Genomic DNA, 24735 nt, shown 5'->3' with positions numbered 1-24735 from the left:
GCCACCTCGCTCCGGCTGCCAGGGGCACATTCCCCAGGGTGTTGCCTCCGGTACGTCCGGAGCGGGGCAGCGCACGCAACTTGTCGGCACACGAAGGGATCTGTATCTCCCATGTACACAGCATCGTCCTCCGTGTCCGCCCCGCCCCGGCCGCAGCGTCCGGCTGTCCCGGCCGGCTCCGGACCGTACCTCGCCCCCGCCCACGCCGGCCGGGCACGCATGCCCGCCGGTGCGGTCGGCCACCCCGTCAGCGGGAGAATCGACTTGTCCGGCCCTCAGGGCGCACAGCTGCGCAAGGCTGTCGCGTCGGTGCACCGGATCTGCCCGGAGTTCAATCCGGTGCAGGTGCTGCGCCGCAGCGGACGTTCCGTGCTCATCGTCGGAACGACAGGGCGTACCACCGCGGTCGCCAAGTGCTTACTGGACCACTCTCCCGCGTGGGCGGAGTCCCTGCGCCACGAAATAGCTTCCTACCGTGCGTTCGTGCGGCACCGGCCGCCGGTCCGGGTTCCCCGGCTCATCGCCGCAGACCCGGAGAACTGCACGCTGGTGATCGAGCGGATGCCCGGCCGCCCCGCGGCTCTCGCCCGGCATCCTCTCGAGGCGCCGCCGAGGGCGGACGTGCGGGCGGCGCTCGGAGCCGTCGCCAGGCTCAACTCGTGGCGGCCGCCCGCCGGGATGTTCGACGCGCCGCTCGACTACGGCTCGCGGATCTCCCGCTATCACGAGCTGGGGCTGTTCACGGACCGGGACCTCGGCGACCTGCAGAAGCTGCTCCACGGTCTCGCCCAGGCGGGCGGCCGGCAGGGCATGGGCCAGTTCTGCCACGGTGACGCGCTGCTGTCGAACATCCTGCTCTCCCCCACCGGTCCGGTCCTCGTGGACTGGGAGCACGCGGGCTGGTACCTGCCCGGGTACGACCTGGCCACGCTGTGGGCGGTCCTCGGGGACGCGCCGGTGGCACGCCGTCAGATCAGCCAGCTGGCCCAGCAGGCCGGGACGGCGGCACGGGACGCGTTCCTGGTGAATCTGATGCTCGTGCTGACGCGGGAGATCCGTACGTACGAGACGGCCGTGCAGCGCACGATGCGGGAGGCGCCGCCCGTCGTCGGGGGCCAGGCGCCTGCGACGGGGCTCGCGGCCGGGGAGGAGCAGCGGCTGCTGCTGCGCCGACTGCACGACGACTGCGCACTGGCCCGCAGGGCCGTGCGCGCGGCGGTCGGCACCCGCTGACCGCCGGACGAGGGGGAAGCGCGTTGCGCGCCCGGTGTCGAACACCGGGCGCGCAACGCGCTGTCGTGGGCCCATCGCCTCCACCGCCCTGCTCCGTTCGAGTGCCGTGCGCCCCTCGGGGGACGCGTGTCCCGTGATGGTCCGGGGGCCGGGCGAGCCCGGACATCGGTCCACGCCACTGACACGCCGCAGGCCCGCGTACTGCCGTCGCGAAACTCGCCGACACGTGGGATGACGTGCAAATTCCCCGCGCCGGAGCATGATTGACGGATCGTCCGGAAGCCGATACCCCTTAACGGTCCGGCCGCGCACCATCCGTCCTGGGAGGCTGCCTTGCAAGGATTCGCCCTCGCGCGTTCCAGAAGCACCCGCCGGCAGGCGTGGACAGCGGGCGCGGCGGTGGCCGCTGCCGCGCTGCTCCTGCCCCTGCTCCCCTCCGGGCCGTCGGCGACCGCCGACGTGCGCCCTTCCCCCTCCGCGCTGCAAGGTGAATTCGCGGCGGCCGCCGATGAGTTCGACGTGCCGCAGAGCGTGCTGCTCGGCGTGTCGTACCTGCAGTCCCGCTGGGACGCGCACGGCGGGGCCGCCAGCGTGACCGGGGGCTACGGCCCCATGCATCTGACCGATGCGCGGACCGCGCTGGCCGAGGCGCCGCACCATTCGCACGGCGCGGAGGACGCGCGGGGTGACGACGCGCGTGCGGTGCGCGCGGTGGACGACGCGGCGCTGCCGGAGACGGCGGCGCTGCCGCCGCGGCTGCGCACGCTGGAGCGGGCGGCGCAGGTGTCCGGCATCGACCCCGGGGAACTGCGCGACAACCCGGCGGCGAACGTGCGCGGCGGCGCGGCGCTGCTCGCCGACGCGCAGAAGTCGCTGGGCCGTCCGCCGAGCGACGATCCGGCGCAGTGGTACGGCGCGGTGGCGCGGTTCTCGGGTGCGGACGACGTGGCGACGGCGACGACGTACGCCGACGACGTGTTCGACGTGATCCGCACGGGCCAGGCCCGCACGACGGACAGCGGTCAGCGCATGGTGCTCGCGGCCGATCCCGGCGTGGCGCCGGACCGTGCGCAGGTGGCGGACCTCGGTCTGCGCAGCGCCGACGCGGCCCGGACGGAGTGCCCGAACTCGGTGGCCTGCGAATGGATCCCGGCGCCGTACGAGGAGTTCGGCCAGGGCGACTACGGCAACCACGACAAGGCGGATCGGCCGGCGTCGCAGTCGGTGGAGTACATCGTCATCCACGACACCGAGGCCACGTGGGACACCACTCTGAGGCTGGTGCAGAACCCGCAGTACGTGTCGTGGCAGTACTCGCTGCGCTCCTCGGACGGGCACATCGCCCAGCACGTGCCGCTCAAGGACGTGGCCTGGCACGCCGGGAACTGGTTCGTGAACGCCAAGTCGGTGGGTCTGGAGCACGAGGGGTTCCTGGTGTCCCCCGATGCCTGGTACACGGAGGCGATGTACCGCACCTCGGCGCGGCTGGTGCGTTACCTCGCCCACCGGTTCGACGTGCCGCTGGACCGTCAGCACATCCTGGGCCACGACAACGTGCCGGGGACGACGACGGCCACGATCAGGGGCATGCACACCGACCCCGGGCCGTACTGGGACTGGGCGCACTACTTCACGCTGCTGGGCCGGCCGTTCACGCCCGAGGCGGGTCCGGACAGCCCGGTGGTCACCATCCGGCCCGACTACGACGCCAACCGGCCCCTCTACACGGGCTGCACGAAGGCGAGCGAAGCGAGATGGGGGTCCCCCCGGCCGGAGGCTGGGGGAGAGGCGTGCACGCCGCACGGTTCGGGCGCGGTCCGGCTGCACACCGCGCCGAGCGAGAGCGCACCGCTGGTCAAGGACATCGGGCTGCGGCCGGGCGGTCAGGACTCGACGACCGGCGTGAACGACACCGGTGCGCGGGCCTCGACGGGACAGCAGTACGCGGTGGCGGGCCGCGACGGCGACTGGACGGCGATCTGGTACCTGGGCCAGAAGGCGTGGTTCCACAATCCGCGGACGGAGCCGACGGCGGTGCCCGCGCGGGCTCAGGTGCTGACACCGAGGGACGGGCTCGCCGAGGTGCCGGTGTACGGGCGGGCGTACCCGGAGGCGTCGGCCTATCCGGCAGGGGTGCCGGTGCAGCCGGTCTCGCCCCTGCCGTACAAGCTGCGAGCGGGCCAGGAGTACGTGGTCGGTGACCGGCTGCCGGGCGAGTACCTGTACGCGACGACGTTCGACACGGCCGGACACCGGGTGGTGCGGGGCCAGGAGATGTACTACGAGGTCCAGTTCGGGCACCGGGTGGCGTTCGTGAAGGCGTCCGACGTGGAGGTGACGGCCCGGTAGCGCCGGGCGGCGAACTGCGGGGTGTCACCGGTCGTGGGGTCCGGCGACACCCTGCTCCCGTTTTGAGGGCTTGTACGACTAATCGCCCGGGCGCGTGCACCCATTGAGCGGGGGGTAGAGCTGGGCCGACCACGCCGGTCCGCGCCCCGTGCGCGGCTGCTCACCGAAAGGCCCCCGACTCCTATGGCACAGCCCTTCGAACTGCCGGACTTCTACGTGCCCCATCCCGCACGGCTCAACCCGCATGTGGAGGGGGCACGGCAGCACACGACGCAGTGGGCACGGCACATGGGGATGCTGGAGGGGTCCGGCATCTGGGAGGAGAGCGACCTCGCGGCCCACGACTACGCGCTGCTGTGCGCCTTTACGCATCCGGACTGCACCGCGGAGGCGTTGAGTCTGATCACCGACTGGTACGTGTGGGTCTTCTTCTTCGACGACCACTTCCTGGAGGTCTTCAAGCGCACTCAGGACAGGGCGGGCGGCAAGGCGTACCTCGACCGGCTGCCGGCGTTCATGCCGATGGACCCGTCCCGTGGGACGCCCGAGCCGACGAACCCGGTCGAGGCGGGACTCGCCGATCTGTGGGCACGCACCGTGCCCGCCATGTCGCCCGACTGGCGCGCCCGTTTCGCACGCGCCACCGAGAACCTGCTCAACGAGTCGATGTGGGAGCTCTCCAACATCAACGAGGGCCGGATCGCGAACCCTCTCGAGTACATCGAGATGCGCCGTAAGGTGGGCGGCGCCCCCTGGTCGGCCGGCCTCGTGGAGTACGCGGCCGGCGCCGAGGTCCCCAAGGCCGTCGCGCACTCGCGCCCGCTGCGGGTCCTGCGCGACACGTTCTCGGACGCGGTGCACCTGCGCAACGACCTGTTCTCGTACCAGCGTGAGGTGGAGGAGGAGGGCGAGAACAGCAACGGGGTGCTGGTCCTGGAGACCTTCCTCGGCTGCACGACACAGGAGGCGGCGGAGGCGGTCAACGACCTGCTGACCTCCCGCGTCCAGCAGTTCGAGAACACCGCGCTCACCGAGGTGCCCGCCCTGTGCGTGGAGAAGGGGCTGAGCCCGGCGGAGTGCGCGGCGATCGCCGCCTATGCCAAGGGGCTCCAGGACTGGCAGTCCGGCGGCCACGAGTGGCACATGCGCTCCAGTCGCTACATGAACGAGGGCGTGGAGACCCGGCCGGGGCCGCTCGACGGGGTGCTCGGCATGTCGGCTCTCGACATCAGGACGCTGTTCGGCCGCCCGGCGAGGGCTCGGCTGCGCACGCTCACGCACCGCCCCGAGCAGGTGGGGCCGTCGTGGCTGCCGGAGTTCGACCTGCCGTTCCCGCTCACGCTCAGCCCTCACCTGGACGAGGCGCGCGCCAGGTCGCTGGCCTGGGCGGGCCGTATGGGGCTGCTGAACGACATCTGGGACGAGGCGAAGCTCTCCGGTTTCGACTTCGCGCTGTGCTCGGCCGGCCTCGACCCGGACGCCACGCCGGAGGAGCTGGAGCTCAGCGCCGAATGGCTGACGTGGGGGACGTACGGCGACGACTACTACCCGCTGGTCTACGGCAGGGCGCGTGACCTCGTGGGGGCGAGGCTGTCGAACGAGCGGCTGAAGGCGTGCATGCCGGTCGACGAACCGGAGGCGGGCGCCGCCCTCGCGGTCGCCCCGATGGAGCGCAGTCTCGCCGACCTGTGGGCGCGCACGGCGGGGCCGATGTCGCCCGGTGCCCGGCAGACCCTGCGCGGGGCGGTCGACGTCATGCTGGACAGCTGGCTGTGGGAGTTGCACAACCAGGCGCAGCACCGCGTGCCCGACCCCGTCGACTACATGGAGATGCGCCGCCTGACGTTCGGGTCGGACCTGACGATGAGCCTCGCCCGGCTGCGCCACGAGGGCGAGCTCCCGCCGGAGGTCTGTGCGAGCGGCCCGCTGCGCAGTCTGGAGAACTCCGCCGCGGACTACGCGTGTCTGCTCAACGACCTGTTCTCGTACCAGAAGGAGATCGAGTACGAGGGCGAAGTCCACAACGCCGTCCTGGTCGTACAGAAGTTCTTCGACTGCGACTACCCGACGGCCGCCGCGATGACGGCCGAGCTGATGCGCTCGCGGCTGCGTGAGTTCCTGCACGTCAAGGAGCACGAACTGCCTCTGTTGTGCGAGGACTTGGCCCTGGACGCGCAGGCCCGGGCGGCGCTGGGCGCCTATGTGCGCGAACTGGAGGACTGGATCGCCGGCATTCTCAACTGGCACCGCAGCGTGCGGCGTTACCGTGAGGAGGACTTGCGCGGGGGTGCGGCGCCGTGGCGGCTGGGCACTCCCACCGGGCTCGGTACGTCGGCCTTCCGGCTGGGTCTGCCCGCGCAGCGCGCGGAGGTACGCGTCTAGCCGCGGGCCGGGCACCGCGGCGGCGGAACGGCCCGGGGCGCGCCGCCCGGGGCAGTTCGGTGGAGGGCGTGTCAGCCCTGCTGGAAGAGCTCCGCGGGGAGCGGCTTGAGCAGCGCGTACAGATCGTCGGTGATCGGGCGGTCCCAGCTGGCGATCGTGACGAGCACGTTGTCGCTGCGGTCGAACTGCACGCAGGAGATGCGGCTTTCGGTGAGCTTGACGCGCCGGACGATCAGGAGGTTGTCGCCCTGCATCACGGGCGTGTCCTCGACGTCGACGACCTCGACGGGCTCGTCGTTCTCCAGGGCGATGAGCAGCTGGGCGACCTCGAAGGGGATCTCGCCCTCCTCGACCTCGCGGGCGGGCGATCCCTCGGGGAGATTGCCGATGATCATCGCGGGTCCGCGGCCGCCGAACAGGTCGTAGCGCAGGAAGACGCCCTGACAGCTGCCGTCGGGGGCGGGCAGCAGACCGGCGCCGAGATTTCCGGGCCAGTCGCCCGGGTCCATGGCCAGGACATCGAAGTCCGGACCCGCGGGTGTGGCGGCGCTGCGGCGGCGGAGAAACGACATAACCGCCATGGTACGTGTCCGCGCGGGGTCGGCCGAGTCGGGGCGGGGGCCCTGTCACGCGTGGTCGGGGACGCGTTCGCCCACGGGCGGGCCGCGTGTCGCCGCGGGCGCGGCGCCCTGTCACGCGTGGTCGGGGACGCGTTCGCCCGCGGGCGGGCCGCGTGTCGCCGCGGGCGCGGCCCCTCCGCCCCCGGCGGCCTTGAACGCGTACGGCCTCGGGCCCGTATCCCTGGGCGCACCCGTTGTCCGTGACCGGCACAGCGACGACGAGATCCGTACCGACAGTGAGGGATCAGCCCATGAACGATCGCATCACTCCCGACCTGCAAGCCCTCCCCGACGGTGAGGCTGAGCTCCGTCTCGTGATCCGGCTGGCATGGGAGGACGTGGCGGCACTCGGTCAGGAGGCGGGCAGGCTCGCCGCCCGGATGCAGCGGCCGGTGAGCCTGGACGAGGCCGCGGGGCACCGGCTGCGCACCCGGTCCGCGATGCGCGCCAAGCCGGCCACGGATCCCGCCCCGCCCCTGCCGCCGGTGGCGTCGCCCGTCTCGTCGCTGGCGGCCCGCACGCCGGGTGAGCACGCCCGCCAGGCCATCGAGAAGATCAACGGCTCCGCGGGCCCGCCCCGCGACGCGACGCACACGTCCGCGTGACGCGGGAGCCGGCGGCCGGGGGCCAGGGCCGGGAGCCTGGAGCCGGGGCGGGGGACGGGGCCGGGGACGGCGGGTCACGACTCCGGGGCGACGTCGTCTCCCCGCGCGTCGCATGGGGCATCGTGCCCGGGCCCCACGGCCCAACGGCGGCTGGGCCACCCTGCGGAGCGTCCTCCGCCGGATCTCCGCGACCGCCGCACGGCGCCGCGCCGGGTCCGGCTCGTCCTGCGGCCGGCGCGCCGGGCGCCGCGTGAGCCGGCAGGGCTCGGCCCGCGGGCATCGCTGCGCCACGGTCCGCGGCGCGGGCGTCCTGCGGACGCTCCGGGCCGGGCGGTCAGGAGGTGAGCGTCCGGTGGCGTTCGTGGTGGCGGGCGACGCGCGCGCGGTTGCCGCACGAGGGCTTGCACCACTCCTGGCGCGGGTGCTCCTTGAGGAAGTACCGCACGCAGCGCGGTGCGTGGCAGGCTCGCAGCCGCTCGCGGTCGGGGCTCACGAGGAAGGCGATCGCGGCGCGGGCGAGGGCGGCGGTCAGCGCCTCGTGCGCCGGAACCGTCCCGGTCGGGCGCGACACGAGGACGGGAGCGGTGCCGTCGGTCCACTCGAGCCGCGGCACGACGGGCACGGTCGCCGCGGCGCCGTTGAGCCGTGCCAGGGCCTCGCCTTCGGGGAGCAGCAGCCGTGCGTCGGCGGGACTCGGCAGGCCCGGCCGCACGGCACGGGCGAACAGCGACCGGACGGCGGTCCGCAGATCGCGCACGGCGGTCAGGCTCGCCTCGTCGGCGACGAAGGCCGCCGCGCGGAACGGCTCCGGGATCGGCGCCCCGGCCGCCCCCGCACCGTCGAGTTCCTCCGCGTGCCGGCGGACCCATTCGGTCAGCCCCGCCGTCTCCGCCAGATCGTCGGCCACGCCCCCGGATCCGTCGTGGCGGATCGTGAGGGCGAGGTCGAGTACGAGCGGGTGAGCGTGCGCGGCCATGCCGACCACCGTAACCCCGCTGCCGGACGGCCCACGCCGCCCGGGTGGCTCAGGTCAGGTCGAACTCGCCGTCGCGTGCGTTCAGCACGAAGGCGCGCCATTCGGCGGGGGTGAAGATCAGTGACGGGTTCTCGGGCCGTCCGCCGTTGCGCATCGCGATGAAGCCCTCGACGAAGGCGATCTGGACGTCGCCCACTCCCTGGCTGCCCGACTGCCAGTCGGCGCCGCTGAGATCGAGCTCCGGCTTGTCCCAGCCCGAAAACATCTGCGTGGTAGTGGTGGTGGTGCTCTCGGCCACGTCCCTGCTCCTCCCGCATCGGCTCCCGGGCCAGACTAGCGACGGCGCCCGGTCACGGACAGGGTGCGGGGCGCGCGCCGCGCGCCGCGTCAGCCGGCGGGCGGTTCCGCTCCCACGAGCCACATGGAGAAGAACTGCGACCCGCCGCCGTAGGCGTGGCCGAGCGCCTTGCGGGCGCCGTCGACCTGGTGCTCCCCGGCCCGGCCGCGCACCTGCAGCGCCGCCTCGGCGAAGCGGATCATTCCGGAGGCGCCGATGGGATTGGTGGACAGCACTCCGCCCGACGGGTTCACCGGCAGATCGCCGTCGATCTCGGTCGCACCGGACTCGGTGAGCTTCCAGCCCTCGCCCTCGGCGGCGAAGCCCAGGTTCTCCAGCCACATCGGCTCGTACCAGGAGAACGGGACGTACATCTCGACGGCGTCGATCTCGCGGCGCGGGTCGGTGATGCCCGCCTGCCGGTAGACGTCGGCGGCGCAGTCCCTGCCGGCCCGGGGGGAGACGAAGTCCTTGCCCGCGAACATCGTCGGCTCGCTGCGCATGGCGCCGCCGTGCATCCAGGCGGGTGGCGCGGGGGAACGGGCCGCGCCCGCGCGGTCGGTCAGGACCATGGCGCAGGCCCCGTCGGACGAGGGGCAGGTCTCGGAGTAGCGCACGGGGTCCCAGAGCATGGGCGACGCCTGGACCCTCTCCAGGGTGATGCCGTGTTCGTGCAGATGGGCGTACGGGTTCTTCAGCGCGTTGCGGCGGTCCTTGTAGGCGACGAGCGAGCCGATGGTGTCCGGTGCGCCGCTGCGCCGCATGTAGGCGCGTACGTGCGGGGCGAAGAAGCCGCCGGCCCCGGCGAGGAGGGGCTGCTGGAAGGGGATCGGGAGCGAGAGGCCCCACATGGCGTTCGACTCGGACTGCTTCTCGAAGGCGACCGTGAGGACCGTGCGGTGGACACGGGCGGCGACCAGGTCGGCGGCGACGAGCGCGGTGGATCCGCCGACCGATCCGGCGGTGTGGACGCGGAGCAGGGGTTTGCCGACGGCGCCGAGGGCGTCGGCGAGGTACAGCTCGGGCATCATCACGCCCTCGAAGAAGTCCGGGGCCTTGCCGATGACGACGGCGTCGATGCCGGCCCAGGTCAGCTGGGCGTCGTCGAGCGCGCGCAGGGCGGCTTCGCGGACCAGTCCGGCGATGGACACGTCACGGCGGGCGGCGGCGTGCTTGGTCTGGCCGATGCCGACGACGGCCACGGGCTCATGGGGCATGTCAGGTCTCTCCTTCGAGGACGGCGACCAGGTTCTGCTGCAGGCACGGGCCGGACGTGGCGTGGGCGAGGGCCCGGTCCGACGCACCGCGATGGATGCGGGCGGCTGCCTCGCCGAGCCTGATCAGGCCCGCGGCCATCACGGGATTGGCGGCGAGCGCTCCGCCGGACGGGTTGAGCCTCACGCTGTCGTCGAGGTCGAGACTTCGCCGCAGGACGATCTCCTGCGAACTGAACGGAGCATGCAGTTCGGCGGTGTCGAGGGGCCGCTCGAACGCACCCGCGTGCCGGGCGGCCAGGCGCGTGGACGGCGAGTCGGTGAGGTCGCGCACTCCGAGCCCGTGGGCCTCGACGCGGTGGTCGATGCCGCGTATCCACGCAGGCCGGGGGCACAGCCGGCGGGCCGTGTCGCCGGCGGCGAGGATCACCGCGGCCGCGCCGTCGCCGACCGGCGGGCAGTCGGCGGCCCTGAGCGGCCGCACGAGGTGCCCGCCGGCGGGAAGCTCGCCCTTGAGCTGAGCGTGAGGGTTGGCGGCCGCGTCGGCACGGCTGCGCGTCGCGACCGCGGCGAAGGCGGACTCGTCGGCGATGCCCGCGTCCACGAGCGCCTGCGCCTGGAGGGCGGCGAGGGCGACGGAGTCGGGCCACAGCGGGGCAAGGTAGTACGGGTCGAGCTGACGGCTCAGCACCGCGCGTACGTCGCCGGGCGAGGACTTGCCGTACGCGTAGACGAGCGCGGTGTCGGCCTCGCCGGTCAGGAGCTGCACCCACGCCTCGTACAGCGCCCAGGCGCCGTCGGTCTCGACGTGCGACTCGCTGATCGGCGGCCAGGCGCCGACTCCGTCGAGGGCCATCGTGAAGGAGAAGGCGCGTCCGGCGAGGTAGTCGCTGGAACCGGAGCAGGTGAAGCCGATGTCGCCCGTCGTCAGCCCCGTGCGGGTCAGGACGTCGTGGAGGACCGGCATCAGCATCTCGACCTCGGAGACGTCGTCCGTGCGGCGCCGGTGGTCGGTCTGCGCGAAGGCGACGATGGCCACGTCCCTGGCGTACCGCGTCACAGCAGCTCCTTGTACGTGTCGTAGTCGGCGTCGGGTTCGCCGGCCGGCCGGTAGTGGTCGGGGTGCCGCGCGCCGTCCCGCCACACCGGTTCGACGCGCAGGCCCATGCGCACCTGGTCGTACGGGATGCCTCCGATGCGCCCGTGCAGCGCGAGGTCGGCGCCGTCGAGGGCGATGTGCGCGTAGACGTAAGGCACCTCTATGTCGAGGTTCGCCGTGTGCGTGGCCTTGATGTTGACGACGCAGAAGGTGGTCACCGTGCCGCGGGGCCCGACCTCGACCTGTTCGGAGGTCGCCACTCCGCAGGTCGGGCAGGCGCCGCGGGGCGGGACGTACACCTTGCGGCAGCGCGGGCAGCGTTCGCCGACGATCCTGCGCTCGGCGAGCGCGGTGAGGTGGGCGCTCTGCGCGCGCCCGGGAGCGTAGGTGTAGTCGAGCCGGGCGGGCGCGACGATGCCGGTGACGGGATCGGGGAAGACACCGCTGTGCGGGCGGGCGGCCGCGGGAGCGTGCGGCTCCCCGGCGTGCGGCTCGAAGCAGGCGATGTCCGTGATGGCGCCGGTGCGCTGCGCGGCCCAGCGGATGCGCACCCGCATGCCGGTGCGAACGGCGTCGGGACCGGGGGCGTCGAGGGCGTGCAGCAGGGCGGTGTCGGCGCCGTCGAGGCGGACGAGCACCCAGGCGAAGGGGGTGGCGAGGGGCTGGCCGCGCCGGGGGTCCGGGTTCCAGGCCCAGGTCGTGACGGTGCCGGTGGCTCCGACCTCGATCAGGTCGCGCAGTTCGTCGGCGGTGACGGGGTCGTACTCGACGGGCGGGACGAGCACCTTGCCGTCGCCGGTGCGCACGCCGAGGACGGTCGTCTCGCGCAGACCGGTGAGGAAGGCGCTCTGGACGGGGCCGAGGGAACGGGTGAAGGGGAACTCGACGACGAGGGGCGCGGTGAGCGCGGGGGTGGCGGTCATGGGGGGCGGGCTCCTTGTTGCGGGGGGTGGCGGATCGGGCAGGGCCGCTGCGCGGGGCCGTTTCCCCACCCCGCCCCTTCCCGAACCGGGGCATGCCCCGGACCCCGTACCGCGCTTCGCGCGGTGTCCTCAATCTCCCCCTACGGCCTGGCGGCCGTGGGAGGGACCCCAGACGGGCTGACAAAGTCAGCCTGGCCGGCGATTGAGGCGCGGGGGTCCGGGGGCGGAGCCCCCGGTTACGGGAAGGGGCGGGGTGGGGAGACGTCACGTCCGGCGGTACACCGGCGCGCGCTTCTCCGCGAAGGCCAGCGCGCCCTCCTTCGCGTCGGCCGTGTCGAAGACCGGCCAGCCTCTCTTCAGTTCGGCGGCCAAGCCCTCCGCCTCGGTCATGTGAGCCGTTTCGTAGACGGACGCCTTGACGGCCTCCACGGCGAGCGGACCGCAGGCGTTGACCTGTTCGGCGATGCCGAGCGCGGTCTCCAGTGCGGTGCCGTCCGGTACGACCCGGCCGACGAGTCCGATCCGCAGGGCCTCGTCGGCGCTGTAGGGGCGACCGGTGAGCAGCATCTCCAGGGCGTGGGTGTGCGGGATCTGGCGCGGCAGCCGTACGGTCGAGCCCCCGATCGGGAACAGTCCGCGGCGGACCTCGAAGAGTCCGAAGGTCGCCCCTTCGCCCGCGACGCGGATGTCGGTGCCCTGAAGGATCTCGGTGCCGCCGGCCACGCAGTGGCCCTCCACGGCGGCGATCACCGGTTTCCGGGGACGGTGGTGGCGCAGCATCGCCTTCCAGTGCAGATCGGGATCGGCCTTCATCCGGTCCCGGTACCGCTGTCCTTCCATGCCCTGTCCGGCCAGCGCCTTGAGGTCCATGCCGGCGCAGAAGCTGCCGCCCGCGCCGGTGAGGACGACGGAGCGCACGGTGTCGTCCTCGTCCGCCCGCAGCCAGCCGTCGTACAGGCCGACGAGCATCCCCATCGACAGGGCGTTCCTCGCCTCGGGCCTGTTGAGAGTGAGCACCAGTGTGGCGCCTTCGCGCCGCACGGTGAGGTGTTCGGTACCGCCGTCTCGTCCCATGCGCGGGCCTCCCGTCCGGTGACCTGGAACAGGTTGCAGCAGGCCGGGTGCCAGTTCAAGAGTTTTCTGACAATCAGTCAGATTTGTTGTGCGGTGGGCCTTCCCCCTTGTACCGCACGGCGCTCTAATGACGGCCGGGCCGAGTTCCCGGGGACAGGAGGAGCGGTGGAGTACAACCTTGCCGATCTGTTCGAGTCGGTCGTCGACGTGGTTCCCGACCGCGAGGCGCTGGTGTACGTCGACCACCCCGGCACCGGCGCGGAGCGCCGCCTCACCTACGCCGGGCTCGACGCAGCCGCCAACCGCATCGCCCACCACCTGCTCGACGCGGGCCTTGAGCCGGGTGAGCACCTGGGCCTGCACCTGTACAACGGCGTCGAGTACCTGCAGACCGTGCTCGGCTGCCTCAAGGCGCGCATCGTGCCGGTGAACGTCAACTACCGCTATGTGGAGGAGGAACTGGTCTATCTCTACCGCGACGCGGACCTGGCGGCGCTCGTCTTCGACGCCGAGTTCACCGAGCGGGTCGCCGGGGCCCTGCCCCGTACGGAGGGGCTCCGCCATCTGGTGCGGGTCGGCACACCGCCCGAGGGTGTGCCCCGGCTGGACGCGGTGCCCTTCGCCGACGCCGAGGCGGCCGCGTCGTCCGGGCGGGGGTTCGCGCCGCGCTCGGGGGACGACCAGTTCATCATCTACACGGGCGGGACGACCGGCATGCCCAAGGGCGTGATGTGGCGCCAGGAGGACCTGTTCTTCTCGGGTCTCGGGGGCGGCGCGCCGACCGGGGAGCCGGTGTCGTCGCCCGGGGAGCTGGCCGAGCGGGTCGCCGCGGGCGGCGACGGCATCACCTTCTTCCCCACTCCCCCGCTGATGCACGGCACGTCGACGCTCACGGCGTTCATCGGGTTCAACTTCGGCCAGCGGGTCGTCCTGCACCGCAAGTTCGTGCCGCACGAGGTGCTGCGCACGATCGAGCGGGAGAAGGTCACCAGTGTGTCCCTGGTCGGGGACGCGATGCTGAGGCCGTTGATCGACGCGCTGAGCGGCCCGCTGAAGGGCTGCGACCTGTCGTCGTTGTTCAGCGTCTCCAGCTCGGGCGCGATCATGTCGGAGACGGTGCGCGCCCAGTTCGCGGCACTCGCCCCGAACGTGCTGCTGCTGAACAACTTCGGCTCGTCCGAGTCCGGTTTCAACGGCACGGCGACCGACGACTCGGGGCCCGAGCGGGGCTTCCGGCTCCGCGTCAACGCCCGTACGGCGGTGGTGGACCCGGCGACGTTCGAGCCGGTGAAGCCGGGTGAGCCGGGCCGCATCGCCCAGCGCGGCCATGCGCCCCTGGGCTACTACAACGATCCCGTGAAGACGGCCGAGACGTTCTTCGAGCGCGGCGGGGAACGGTGCGTGCTGCTCGGCGACATGGCCACGGTGGACGAGGAAGGGATCGTGACGGTGCTGGGCCGCGGCTCCCAGTGCATCAACACGGGCGGCGAGAAGGTGTACCCGGAGGAGGTCGAACAGGCCCTCAAGTCCCATCCGGACGTGTACGACGCGCTGGTCGCGGGGGTTCCGGACCGGAGGTGGGGCAACCGCGTGGCAGCGGTGGTCCAACCGCGCGCGGGAGCCGCCGCGCCGACGCTGGAGGACCTGCGGTCGCACTGCCGCGGCCGTCTCGCGGGCTACAAGATCCCCCGCCGGCTGGTGATCACGGAGGAGATCCAGCGATCGCCCAGCGGCAAGGCGGACTACCGCTGGGCACGGGCGGTGGCGTCCGCCGCGGACGACGAGGCGGCGCCGCGCGACTGACCTGCAGCCGGCCCCGGCAGGAACGGGCGGCGGGCCATCCGCGAGATGGCCGCGGGTGGCCTGCTGATGGCTGCTGCTCCTCCGGCGGCGGTTGCTGTTCCTCGTTTCCGGCAGGCCCATGAGAAGGCCCCCTGCGACGAATCCGCGGGGGGCTTCTTCTGGTCGCGTCCCCGCCCTTCCTCAGGATGGAACGCATGCGGTCAGTCGTCGGCGACGGTGTCGAGGATCTGCTCCCCGTTGAAGATGCCGAGCCGCTCCTGGTACAGCTCGAGCGGCACCCCGTTGGGGTCGTGCAGGTAGAGGCTCTCCTCGACTCCCCGGTCGGGCCCGACGTACTCGACACCGGCCTCGTCGAGCTTCTTGCGCGCGGCCGTGTAGTGCTGCGCGTCCACCGACAGGGCCATGTGCTGCACGCCGCCGATCGTCTCCGTGGCGGGAGGGTGTGCGTGGCCGGGGAAGTCGAAGAACCCCAGCAGGTTGTTGTTGCCGATGTCGAAGAAGAAGTGGGTCGAACCGCTGTAGTCACGGTTCTCCACGATCTCCACGAGCGGGAAGCCCAGGAACTCCTGGTAGAAGCGGATGGTCTCCTCCACGTCGCGGCAGATGAACGCCACGTGGTGGACTCCGCGTGCGGTGGTCGTGGGCCGGTCGCCCGGGGCCCGCAGGTAGCGCTGCCGCAGTTCCTCGCGGCGGGCTCGGACGGCCTCGAGTGCGGCTCCCTCTGGCTGAGGCATCGCGGACTCCTTCACCTCGGGGTGATTGCGGGATTCAACTTCTCCTCGCCATGTTCCCCGGATCCGCGGGAATACCTCCCCGCGCCCGGCCGGCACCGCCGCATTGGGTCCGTACGTACCAACCGGTCACGCGCCGATGCGGTGCGTGACCGGGGCCGGCCCGTGCGCCTGCGTCAGATGCCGAAGTTCTGCAGCGCGGCCAGAAACTTCTCCGGCTCGGTCTCGTGGACGAGGTGCCCCGCCTCGACGGTGACGAGGCGGGCGCCCGGGATGCGCGCCGCGAGCGCGGCGATCCGGTCCTGGGCGATGCCGCTGCTCGGGCCGCCCGCGATCACCAGGGTCTCGGCCTTGATCTCCGTCAGGCGGTCCCACCAGTCGGGGTCGGGTTCGTTCAGCTCGGCGTCCGTGGCGGGCACGAGCGGCCAGTCGAAGTCCAGGGGCCCCTCGGGGCGGACCGCCGGCGGCCTGGGCGGGTCGAGCGGCTGCAGGGGCGGGGGCTCCTCGACCACCAGGCGGCGTACGAGCTCCGGCCTCTCCTCGGCGAGCAGCAGGGCGGCGGCGCCGCCCATCGAGTGGCCCACGAGATCGACCGGCCCGAGGCCGAGGGCCGTGACGAAGGCGGCGAGGTCGTCCCGGAAGGCGGCGAATCCGTAGCTGCCGGGCCACTCGCTCAGGCCGTGGCCCCGCAGGTCGCCGGCGTACACGCGGCGGGTGGCGGCGAGCCGCTCGGCGACGTGCGTCCAGTGGTCGCTGTTGCCGCATCGGCCGTGGGCCAGGACGACCGGCGGGGCGTCCTCGTGGCCCCACACGCGGTAGGCCAGTCGCACGCCGCCCGCCTGCACGCTGCGCACGTCCGGGTCGAGGAAGGCGGCGACGGCACGGGTGAAGGCGCCCGGGTCGTCCAGCCACGGGAAGTGCGCGGCGCCCGCCTGGACGACGCAGCGGCCGTCCGGGAAGAGCGCGGCGAGTTCGGCGGCACGGGCGGGGCGGGGGCCGCCGTCGAGTTCGCCCGCGAGCACGAGCACCGGGGCCTGCACACCGGCGAGCGCGGCCCTGACCGTGGCGGGGCCGGGGGCGCCGTCGGCGTAGAAATGCTCGATGGCCCCGAAGTTGAACTGGCTCTCCCTGGCGGCGACGTGGGCTCGGGCGGCCTCGTCCCATCGCCCGTAGGTGAAGGGCCGGACGGCGTCCCAGATCTCGGGGGACTCCTGTCCGTTGCCCAGTGCGTCGAGTGCGGCGATCCCGGCCTCGTACCAGGGCTCGGCCGACCGGAGCAACGCCGCTTCCCGGCGGTCGTCGGGGGTGGCCGGGATGCCGACGGCACTCGTGTCGGGTGTGACCAGGGTCAGGGACCGTACGCACCCGGGGTGGCGGGTGGCGTAGTACAGGGCCGGGCCGGCGCCCGCCGAGTGGCCGAGCAGATCGACGCGGTCGAGGCCCAGGTGCTCGCGCAGCGCCTCCACGTCGTCGGCCTGACGGTCCCGGCGGTAGCCCGCCGGATCGGCCGGGACGGCGGAGTCACCGGTGCCGCGCGGGTGCAGCAGCACCAGCCGACGGTGTGCCCCGAGCCCGCCCAGGTCGCCGAGGTAGGCGGCGGCCCGCATCGGCCCGCCGGGCAGGCAGATCAGCGGCTCACCCTCGCCCTGCAGGTCGTAGGCGAGCTCGGTCCCGTCGTGCGTGCGGAAGATCCCCATGGCGTGATCATCGCCAGACGCCCGGGCGGCCGCAACGGACTTACGCGGAGAGCGCAGCCGCGTCCGCGCGGCCTTGCGCACAGGTCCGTGCACCTCCCTTGACGGACTGCGGCGCGGACTGAATTACTGATCCCGAACAGCACGACCGAATGATCGGTCGTCCGTTTTGGGACGGGAGGACGGCGCATGACGGACCTGCTGGACGCGGCGGAGCGGCTCGGGCGGGAGGAGCTCGAGGCGCTGCAGCTGGAGCGGCTGAGGGCGACCCTGCGCCACGCCTACGAGAACGTGCCGTTCTACCGGGAGTCCTTCGACAAGGCGGGGCTGCGTCCCGACGACTGCCGTACGCTCGCCGACCTCGCCCGCTTCCCCTTCACCGCCAAGACGGACCTGCGGGACAACTACCCGTTCGGGATGTTCGCCGTCGAGCAGTCGCAGGTGCGCCGGATCCATGCCTCCAGCGGGACGACCGGCCGCCCCACCGTCGTCGGCTACACCGAGCGTGACCTGGACAACTGGGCCGACGTGGTGGCCCGTTCCCTCCGCGCGGCCGGCGCCCGCCCGGGCCACAAGGTCCATGTGGCGTACGGCTACGGGCTGTTCACCGGCGGCCTGGGTGCGCACTACGGCGCCGAGCGGCTCGGCTGCACGGTCATCCCCGCCTCGGGCGGTATGACGGCCCGGCAGGTGCAGCTCATCCAGGACTTCCGTCCCGAGATCATCATGCTCACTCCGTCGTACATGCTCACGCTCCTCGACGAGTTCGACCGGCAGGGCGTCGATCCGCGGGCGACCTCGCTGAAGGTCGGCGTCTTCGGCGCGGAGCCGTGGACGGAGGAGATGCGCCGGGAGATCGAGGAGCGGTTCGCCATCGACGCGGTCGACATATACGGATTGTCGGAGGTGATGGGCCCCGGCGTGGCGCAGGAGTGCGTGGAGACCAAGGACGGCCTGCACATCTGGGAGGACCACTTCTACCCCGAGGTCGTCGACCCGTTCACGGGCGAGGTGCTGCCCGACGGCGAGCAGGGCGAGCTGGTGTTCACCTCCCTGACCAAGGAGGCCATGCCGGTCGTCCGTTACCGCACGCGTGACCTGACCCGGCTGCTGCCCGGCACGGCGCGGGTCTTCCGCCGTATGGAGAAGGTCACCGGGCGCAGCGACGACATGGTGATCCTGCGCGGGGTGAACCTCTTCCCCACGCAGATCGAGGAGATCGTGCTGCGCACGCCCCATGTCGCTCCGCACTTCCAGCTCCGGCTGACCCGCGAGGGGCGCCTGGACGCCCTCACCGTCCGGGCCGAGGCGCGCGCCGAGGCGACCGCGGAGCAGCGCACGGCCGCCGAGCGGTCGATCGCGGCGGCCGTGAAGGACGGAATCGGCGTCTCGGTCGCGGTCGAGGTGGTGGACCCCGAGACGTTGGAGCGTTCGGTGGGCAAGATCAAGCGGATCGTGGACCTCAGGGACGCGACGTAGGCCCCGGAGCTACGCCTCCGGGGCCGCGCCGAACCGGTCGAAGGTCCGAGTGGAATGCGGCGAGTTGCCCGGCTGAGCATGAGAGAGCCCCGGCCGTCCCGCGAACGGGAGGACGCGGATCGACCGAGGCTGGTGGTTCAGGCTTTCGGCGGGGTGATGAAACCTCGTGCGGGCCTGCGCTGTGGCTCCCGCGCGTCGGGGCGCTGTGCGCGCTTCCACTCGGCGACCAGTCCGCGGTACCCGGCCCAAAGCGCACGGTCCCTTCCGCGCGACAGGAGTCGGGGCACGCCAATGTTCAGAGGAAGATCTGGGGTCCCGGTGAGCAACTTGCCTGTTGAGGCCGTTTCTTTCGGATCAGTCAGTGGACCAGGGATGAGGTGAGAGGGACGGGCCAGGGCCGGAATCAACGGGGGAACCCCTTAGCGGTTCCGGGCGTCTGATCATGAGAAAGCGATCACGGGGCGTATACGGGGGTAATGGGTATGGCGATCACACTGGCCGAGGAGATCATGCTGCTGTCTCTGGACGATGAGTCCGGGTCGGCGAAGCAGCGGCAAGCGGCTCGGTGGGCGGTGTCGGGAGGGATCCTGCTCGAACTGGTCCTGGCCGGGCGGGTGTCCGTTACAGACAAACACCTCGAACTGACAGACTCGACGCCGACCGGGGACCAGTTGCTCGACAGCCGGACGGCACTGATCGAGACGTGGCTGCGCGGTCGTAAGAAGCGACGGGTGACGGAGTGGCTGACGAAGGACCAGGCCAAGGCCGCCGGTGCGACTCTGGAGAGCTTGTGCAAGCGCGGAGTCGTCGTGGAGGAGAAGCACAAGGCACTCGGCGTGTTCCCGATCCGCCGCTATCCCGAGGCCGATGGCGCCGTCGAGGCTGAGCTGCGGGAACGGCTCCGCGCCGTCGTCCTGGGCGGCGCCGAGCCGGACACACGGACGGCGGGCCTGATCGCGCTGATCCACTCCGCCAAGCTGCACCGCCTGGCCTTTCCCGACAGCCCGCGCAAGCAGGTCGCCGCGCGGATGGCGGAGGTGGCCGCCGGGCAATGGGCGGCCGAGAGCGTACGCGCTGCCATCCGCGACATGCAGGCGGCGATGGTCGCAGTCACCGTGGTCACGGCCGCCACGGCCGGGAGTTAGACCGCCAGGGGCCGACAGTGAGCGTCGGCTACGAGGTGGATCTTCGTACTCAACCCGCCGCGGGACCTGCCCATCACCCACCGGGCGTCGGTCAACACGCCCACACAACGACGGGCCGGCTACGCCGCAACGCCTCAGAATCCGGCCATGGACTTGGCGAGCACTCCGCCCAGCGCACCGTAGACGCTGCACCGGACAGAGTGCCCCGCCCTACGGCGGAGGCCGAACCCCACGACGAACGACAACGCAAAGAGTCCACCGAGGACCGCCGCTACAACTGGGTTGTAGACGAAGTACACGAAGCACGTGACGCCAGCCCAGACCACGAGCGGCAAGAGAGAGCCCCGCAGCACCGGCCAGAACGTGATCCGTTCTGGCCCCGCGGCAGCACGCGTTCATTCCACACCCCGATGTGGTTCCTGGTCACACAGTGCTCAAGCCGCATGGAGTCATCACACCACCGACTGTCCGGGACCGGCACCGTGATCCGTAAGAAGCCCCAGTTCCCACGAGCTTCGCCAACCGATCGGACGCCTTGTGATCAGCTGCCTGGAGAGCGAGTCGCCCCTCTACACGCACGCCACCTCTTCAATCGCATGATCGGCCAGCTCTACCCCTGCCTCCAGAAGCGCGAGCTCTTCGACGAACAGTCCGCGTTCCCTGCGCCGCATGCACTCGCAGTCAGTGCGGGTTGACCGGCAACGCATCGCGAGCTCGAGCGCGGCTGTGGGCCGCGGGGGTTCCGCTCGTCCCCAGCCGGGACGAAACACTCTTCAGCCAGGCACCGTCGCGGTGGGCTCCGGGGAACGTGGAAGGGGGCCGGAACGCGCTGCCACATGAGTGCCCACTGCCACCGCTCCAGTCGGTCCGGATCTCAGCGGAGTCGAGGATGTCGTTCTGCTTCTCCGTCGCCCCGGCCTCGGCCGGCACAGCGCACCGGCCGCCGCCGTCGGACCGACTCGGCGTCCGGGCCGCGGCGACCGCGGAGCTACGCCTCCCGGGCCGCATTGAACCGGTCGCGCAGTTCGCGCTTGAGGATCTTGCCGCTGGCGTTGCGCGGGAGGCCGTCCACGAAGAGGACCCTCTTGGGCGCCTTGAAATGGGGGAGCTTCTCGCGCGCGTGGGCGATCAGTTCGGCCCCGGTGACCGTCTCGCGGGCCACGACCACGGCCGTGACCGCCTCGATCCAGCGGTCGTCGGGCAGCCCGACGACCGCGGCCTCGGCGACCGCGGGGTGGGTGTAGAGGACGTCCTCCACCTGGCGCGAAGCGACGAGCACTCCCCCGGAGTTGATGACGTCCTTCACCCTGTCGACGACGGTGAAGTAGCCCTCGCTGTCGCGCACGGCGAGATCCCCGGAGCGGAACCAGCCGTCGCGGAAGGCCTCTGTGGTCTCCTCGGGCTTGTCCCAGTACCCCTCGCACAGCTGCGGAGAGCGGTACACGACCTCACCCGGCGTGCCGTCCGCGGCCTCCTTGCCGTCCTCGTCGACGACCTTCGCCTCGACGAACAGCACCGGACGGCCGCAGGAGTCCATCCGGCCCTCGTGCTCGTCGGGGCCGAGGACGGTGGCGAGCGGCCCGATCTCCGACTGTCCGAAGCAGTTGTAGAAGGCGAGTCCGGGCAGGCGGTCACGCAGTCGTTCCAGAACGGGCACGGGCATGATCGACGCCCCGTAGTACGCCTTGCGCAGTGCGCCGAGGTCGCGGGTGGCGAAGTCGGGGTGGTTGGACAGGCCGATCCAGACGGTCGGCGGGGCGAACAGGCTGTCGGCGCGCCCGGCTTCCACGAGATCGAAGATCTGCGCGGCGTCGGGCGCGTCCAGGATGGTGTTCTCCGCGCCGACCGCGAGGTAGGGCAGCAGGAAGACGTGCATCTGTGCGGAGTGGTAGAGCGGCAGCGTGTGCAGGGGCCGGTCGCCGGGCTCGAGGTCGAGCGCGGTGATGGCGCTGACGTACTCGTGGACGAGCGCCCGGTGGGTCATCATCGCGCCCTTGGGCAGGGCGGTGGTCCCCGACGTGTAGAGCAGCTGGACCAGGTCCTCGGCCTGCGGCTCCGGTCCGGCATGCCGGTAGGGCCGCGGCTCGGCCAGTTCGGCGAGGAGGGAGCCGTCGGCGTCGCGCAGCGGCCGGACGGGGGGCCCGGCGGGCAGGCGGGGGGCGAGGTCCGGATCGGCGAGGACGAGGGAGCTGCCCGACTGGCGCACGGTGTAGGCGAGGTCGTCCCCGGTGAGGTTCTGGTTGACCGGCACATGGACGAGCCCGGCCCGCGCGCAGGCGAGGAAGGCGATCAGGTAGGCGTCGGAGTTGTGCCCGTAGCTCGCGACCCGGTCGCCCGGGCGCAGCCCGTGACCGGCCAGGACCGCCGCGGCGGTGGAGACGGCGGCGTCGAGTTCGGCGTAGGTCCAGGTGCGTGCGGCGTAGCGGACGGCCGTGCGGCCGGGAGTGCGGCGGGCGCTGCGCCGTACGAGGGAGTCGACCGTGTTGTTGTGTGCCCCTGTCATGACGCGATCGTGTGCGGCCGGTGACGGTACGTCAAGAGCACGGATACCGACCGGCCGGTTGACAGTTACCCCGCGGTACTGACTGCATGGACCAACCAGCTTGATCCGCAGCTCTGTTGGGAGGGACCTTGCTCTTCCGCACCCGCATGGGACGGCTCGCCCTGACCGGTGTCGCCCTGTTGACCGCCGCGGCCGCGCTGCCGCCTCCTGCGGCGGCCGACCACCGTGACCGGCGCCCCTCGGGCGGCGGCCTGTCCGCCGTCATCCGCTACACCGAGCACGGCATCCCGCACATCGTGGCGAAGGACTACGCGGACCTCGGCTTCGGCACCGGCTGGGCGCAGGCCGCCGACCAGGTGTGCGTCCTCGCCGACGGCTTCGTCACGGTGCGCGGCGAACGCTCGCGCCACTTCGGCCCCGACGCGGCACCGGACGGTTCGCTGTCGTCCGCGACGAAGAACCTCTCCAGCGACCTGTACTTCCGCGGCGTACGTGACGCCGGCACGGTCGAGAACCTGCTCGCCACGCCGGCACCGGCCGGGCCCAGCCGTGACGTGAAGGAGCTGATGCGGGGCTGGGCGGCCGGCTACAACGCCTGGCTGGAGCAGAACCGCGTCACCGATCCCGCGTGCCGCGACGCGGACTGGGTGGGTCCGGTGACCACGCTGGAAGTCGCCCGGCGCGGCTTCGCCGTCGCGGTGCTCGGCGGTCAGGGCCGCGGCATCGAGGGCATCACGGCGGCGCAGCCGCCGGGCGGGACGGCGGGCCGGGCGTCGGCCGCGCCGGGCGCAGAGGCCACGGCGGAGGCGGCCCGGGAGCTCTTCGCCGCCGAGAACGCCGACATGGGCTCCAACGCGGTCGCGTTCAGCGGGCAGGTGACCGTCAATGGGCGGGGCCTGCTGCTCGGCAACCCGCACTACCCCTGGCAGGGCGGCCGCCGCTTCTGGCAGTCGCAGCAGACGATCCCCCGCGAACTGAACGTCTCGGGCGCGTCGCTGCTGGGCACGTCGGTCGTCAACATCGGCTTCAACGACAGGGTGGCGTGGAGCCACACCGTCGCGACGGGCGTCCCGCTGAATCTGCACCAGCTGAGCCTCGATCCGGCCGATCCCACCGTCTACCTGGTGGACGGGAAGCCGGAGCGGATGACGAGACGGACGGTCACCGTGCCCGTCCGGAACGGCGAACCGGTCACCCGCACGCAGTACTGGACGCGGTACGGGCCGGTCCTCACGTCGCTGGGGGCGTCGGTGCCGCTGCCGTGGTCGCGGACGACCGCGTACGCGCTCCACGACCCGAACGCACGGAATCTGCGCGGCTCCGACACCGCGCTCGCGTTCGGCAGGGCCCGCTCGACCGACGACATGGCCGAGGGCCTGCGGCGTACGCAGGGCCTGCCGTGGGTGAACACGATCGCCGCCGACTCGGCCGGACATTCGCTGTTCACACAGTCACAGGTCCTCCCCCGCATCACGGACGACCTGGCGCAGCGGTGTTCCACCCCGCTCGGGCGGGTGACGTATCCGGCGTCGGGTCTGGCCGTGCTGGACGGGTCGCGGGGCGAGTGCGCGCTGGGCAAGGACGCGGACGCGGTGCAGCCGGGCGTCTTCGGCCCCTCGCGGATGCCGCTGCTGCGGGACGCGCCGTACGCCGAGAACTCCAACGACAGCGCCTGGCTCGCCAACGCGGACCAGCCGCTGACCGGCTACGAGCGGGTCTTCGGCAACGTGGGAACGCCTCGGTCGCTGCGGACCCGCGGCGCGGTGGAGGACGTGGCCGCGATGGCCGGACGGGGCGGGCTCACGGTGGCCGATCTCCAGCGGCAGCAGTTCGCCAACCGGGTGCCCGCGGCCTCGCTCGCCCTCGACGACACCGTGCGCGTCTGCCGACGGCTCACGGCCGACCTGGCGGAGGCGTGCGACGTGCTCGACCGCTGGGACGGGGCGGCGGACACCGGCAGCCGGGGCGCACTTCTCTTCGACCGGTTCTGGCGGGCGCTGACCGCGTCGGTGCCGGCGTCCGAGCTGTGGAAGGTCCCGTTCTCCGCGGCCGACCCGGTCGCGACGCCGAACACGCTGAACACCGATGCGCCCGGTTTCGCGAAGGCGCTGTCGGGCGCGGTGGCCGAGCTGCGGGCGGCGGGCATGGCGCTGGACGCGCCGCTCGGGCAGCACCAGTTCGTCGTACGGGGCGGGAAGCGGTTCCCGGTCCACGGCGGCACGGAGGCGCTCGGCGTGTGGAACAAGATCGAGGCCGGCTGGAACGCGGCGGCCGGCGGTTACTCCGAGGTGGTGCACGGGTCCAGCCATGTCCAGGCGGTGGGCTGGGACGACGGGCGCTGCCCGGTGGCGCGGACGCTGCTGACGTACTCGCAGTCGTCGAATCCGCTCTCCGAGCACTACCGGGACCAGACGGAGCTGTTCACGGACGAGCGGTGGGTGACGTCACGCTTCTGCGAGCACGACATCATGCGGTCGCCCGAGCTGGAGGTGGTGCGGGTGCGCGAGCGCGGGTGAGCGGTCCGGGCCGCCGGGGCGTTGCGGTGTCCCGGCGGCCCAGGGACTGACG

18 protein-coding genes are annotated in these 24735 nt (G+C 72.3%); 8 read left to right on the top strand and 10 right to left on the bottom strand.

Annotation, left to right across the window (positions count from 1 at the left end; genetic code table 11):
- The first annotated feature begins 111 nt into the window (after positions 1-111).
- The 3 genes from ACWD0A_RS03735 (at position 112) to ACWD0A_RS03725 (ending at position 5964) form a co-directional block, all read left to right on the top strand.
- Positions 112-1233, top strand: a complete 1122-nt coding sequence (locus ACWD0A_RS03735) for an aminoglycoside phosphotransferase family protein (protein WP_451294280.1) — start codon at positions 112-114, stop codon at positions 1231-1233.
- 333 nt (positions 1234-1566) lie between these two features.
- Complete coding sequence (locus ACWD0A_RS03730; protein ID WP_451294278.1) at positions 1567-3582, top strand: N-acetylmuramoyl-L-alanine amidase; 2016 nt, start codon at positions 1567-1569, stop codon at positions 3580-3582.
- A 183-nt stretch (positions 3583-3765) separates the two neighbouring features.
- Positions 3766-5964, top strand: coding sequence for a terpene synthase family protein (locus tag ACWD0A_RS03725; RefSeq protein WP_451294276.1), 2199 nt, complete (start codon positions 3766-3768; stop codon positions 5962-5964).
- A 71-nt stretch (positions 5965-6035) separates the two neighbouring features.
- Here the strand turns inward: ACWD0A_RS03725 and ACWD0A_RS03720 are convergent, their stop codons facing one another.
- A complete protein-coding gene (locus ACWD0A_RS03720; RefSeq protein ID WP_451294274.1) occupies positions 6036-6536 on the bottom strand; it encodes a hypothetical protein in 501 nt (166 codons plus the stop codon).
- 299 nt (positions 6537-6835) lie between these two features.
- Between ACWD0A_RS03720 and ACWD0A_RS03715 the strand changes: the two genes are divergently transcribed.
- Positions 6836-7189, top strand: coding sequence for a hypothetical protein (locus ACWD0A_RS03715; RefSeq protein WP_451294272.1), 354 nt, complete (start codon positions 6836-6838; stop codon positions 7187-7189).
- A 334-nt stretch (positions 7190-7523) separates the two neighbouring features.
- Here the strand turns inward: ACWD0A_RS03715 and ACWD0A_RS03710 are convergent, their stop codons facing one another.
- The 6 genes from ACWD0A_RS03710 to ACWD0A_RS03685 form a co-directional block, all read right to left on the bottom strand.
- Positions 7524-8165, bottom strand: coding sequence for a CGNR zinc finger domain-containing protein (locus tag ACWD0A_RS03710; protein ID WP_451294270.1), 642 nt, complete (start codon positions 8163-8165; stop codon positions 7524-7526).
- 49 nt (positions 8166-8214) lie between these two features.
- On the bottom strand, positions 8215-8430 hold the full coding sequence (locus tag ACWD0A_RS03705) for a DUF397 domain-containing protein (RefSeq protein WP_451294581.1): 216 nt from the start codon (positions 8428-8430) through the stop codon (positions 8215-8217).
- 122 nt (positions 8431-8552) lie between these two features.
- Positions 8553-9719, bottom strand: a complete 1167-nt coding sequence (locus ACWD0A_RS03700; protein WP_451294268.1) for a thiolase domain-containing protein — start codon at positions 9717-9719, stop codon at positions 8553-8555.
- A gap of 1 nt (position 9720) precedes the next feature.
- Complete coding sequence (locus ACWD0A_RS03695) at positions 9721-10776, bottom strand: thiolase domain-containing protein (protein WP_451294266.1); 1056 nt, start codon at positions 10774-10776, stop codon at positions 9721-9723.
- Positions 10773-11738, bottom strand: a complete 966-nt coding sequence (locus ACWD0A_RS03690; RefSeq protein ID WP_451294264.1) for a Zn-ribbon domain-containing OB-fold protein — start codon at positions 11736-11738, stop codon at positions 10773-10775. The genes ACWD0A_RS03695 and ACWD0A_RS03690 overlap by 4 nt, the downstream gene beginning before the upstream one ends.
- A 264-nt stretch (positions 11739-12002) precedes the next feature.
- Positions 12003-12812: a crotonase/enoyl-CoA hydratase family protein gene (locus ACWD0A_RS03685; RefSeq protein ID WP_451294262.1), complete on the bottom strand. Its 810-nt coding sequence runs from the start codon at positions 12810-12812 to the stop codon at positions 12003-12005.
- Positions 12813-12977: 165 nt separating this feature from the next.
- Between ACWD0A_RS03685 and ACWD0A_RS03680 the strand changes: the two genes are divergently transcribed.
- Complete coding sequence (locus ACWD0A_RS03680) at positions 12978-14615, top strand: acyl-CoA synthetase (protein ID WP_451294260.1); 1638 nt, start codon at positions 12978-12980, stop codon at positions 14613-14615.
- A 200-nt stretch (positions 14616-14815) separates the two neighbouring features.
- On the opposite strand, the gene ACWD0A_RS03675 is transcribed toward ACWD0A_RS03680, so the two are convergent.
- Positions 14816-15349, bottom strand: coding sequence for a VOC family protein (locus tag ACWD0A_RS03675; RefSeq protein WP_451294258.1), 534 nt, complete (start codon positions 15347-15349; stop codon positions 14816-14818).
- A 173-nt stretch (positions 15350-15522) separates the two neighbouring features.
- Positions 15523-17043, bottom strand: a complete 1521-nt coding sequence (locus ACWD0A_RS03670) for an alpha/beta fold hydrolase (protein ID WP_451294256.1) — start codon at positions 17041-17043, stop codon at positions 15523-15525.
- Between the two features lie 186 nt (positions 17044-17229).
- On the opposite strand from ACWD0A_RS03670, the gene paaK reads away from it, so the two are divergent.
- Both paaK and ACWD0A_RS03660 read left to right on the top strand, forming a co-directional pair.
- The gene (gene paaK, locus ACWD0A_RS03665; protein ID WP_451294254.1) at positions 17230-18519 is read left to right on the top strand and encodes a phenylacetate--CoA ligase PaaK; all 1290 of its coding nucleotides are present in this window, start codon (positions 17230-17232) and stop codon (positions 18517-18519) included.
- Between the two features lie 482 nt (positions 18520-19001).
- Entirely contained in the window at positions 19002-19664 is a 663-nt protein-coding gene (locus ACWD0A_RS03660; protein WP_451294252.1) for a GOLPH3/VPS74 family protein, read from the top strand.
- Between the two features lie 988 nt (positions 19665-20652).
- Here ACWD0A_RS03660 and ACWD0A_RS03655 read toward each other — a convergent pair.
- A complete protein-coding gene (locus tag ACWD0A_RS03655; RefSeq protein WP_451294250.1) occupies positions 20653-22167 on the bottom strand; it encodes an acyl-CoA synthetase in 1515 nt (504 codons plus the stop codon).
- A gap of 146 nt (positions 22168-22313) precedes the next feature.
- On the opposite strand from ACWD0A_RS03655, the gene ACWD0A_RS03650 reads away from it, so the two are divergent.
- Positions 22314-24683, top strand: a complete 2370-nt coding sequence (locus ACWD0A_RS03650; RefSeq protein ID WP_451294579.1) for a penicillin acylase family protein — start codon at positions 22314-22316, stop codon at positions 24681-24683.
- Positions 24684-24735 lie beyond the last annotated feature (52 nt).

This window comes from Streptomyces sp. NPDC002867 (genome assembly GCF_053591895.1).
Note: the sequence above shows the minus strand (reverse complement) of the source record. Positions and strands in the feature narration are given on the sequence as shown.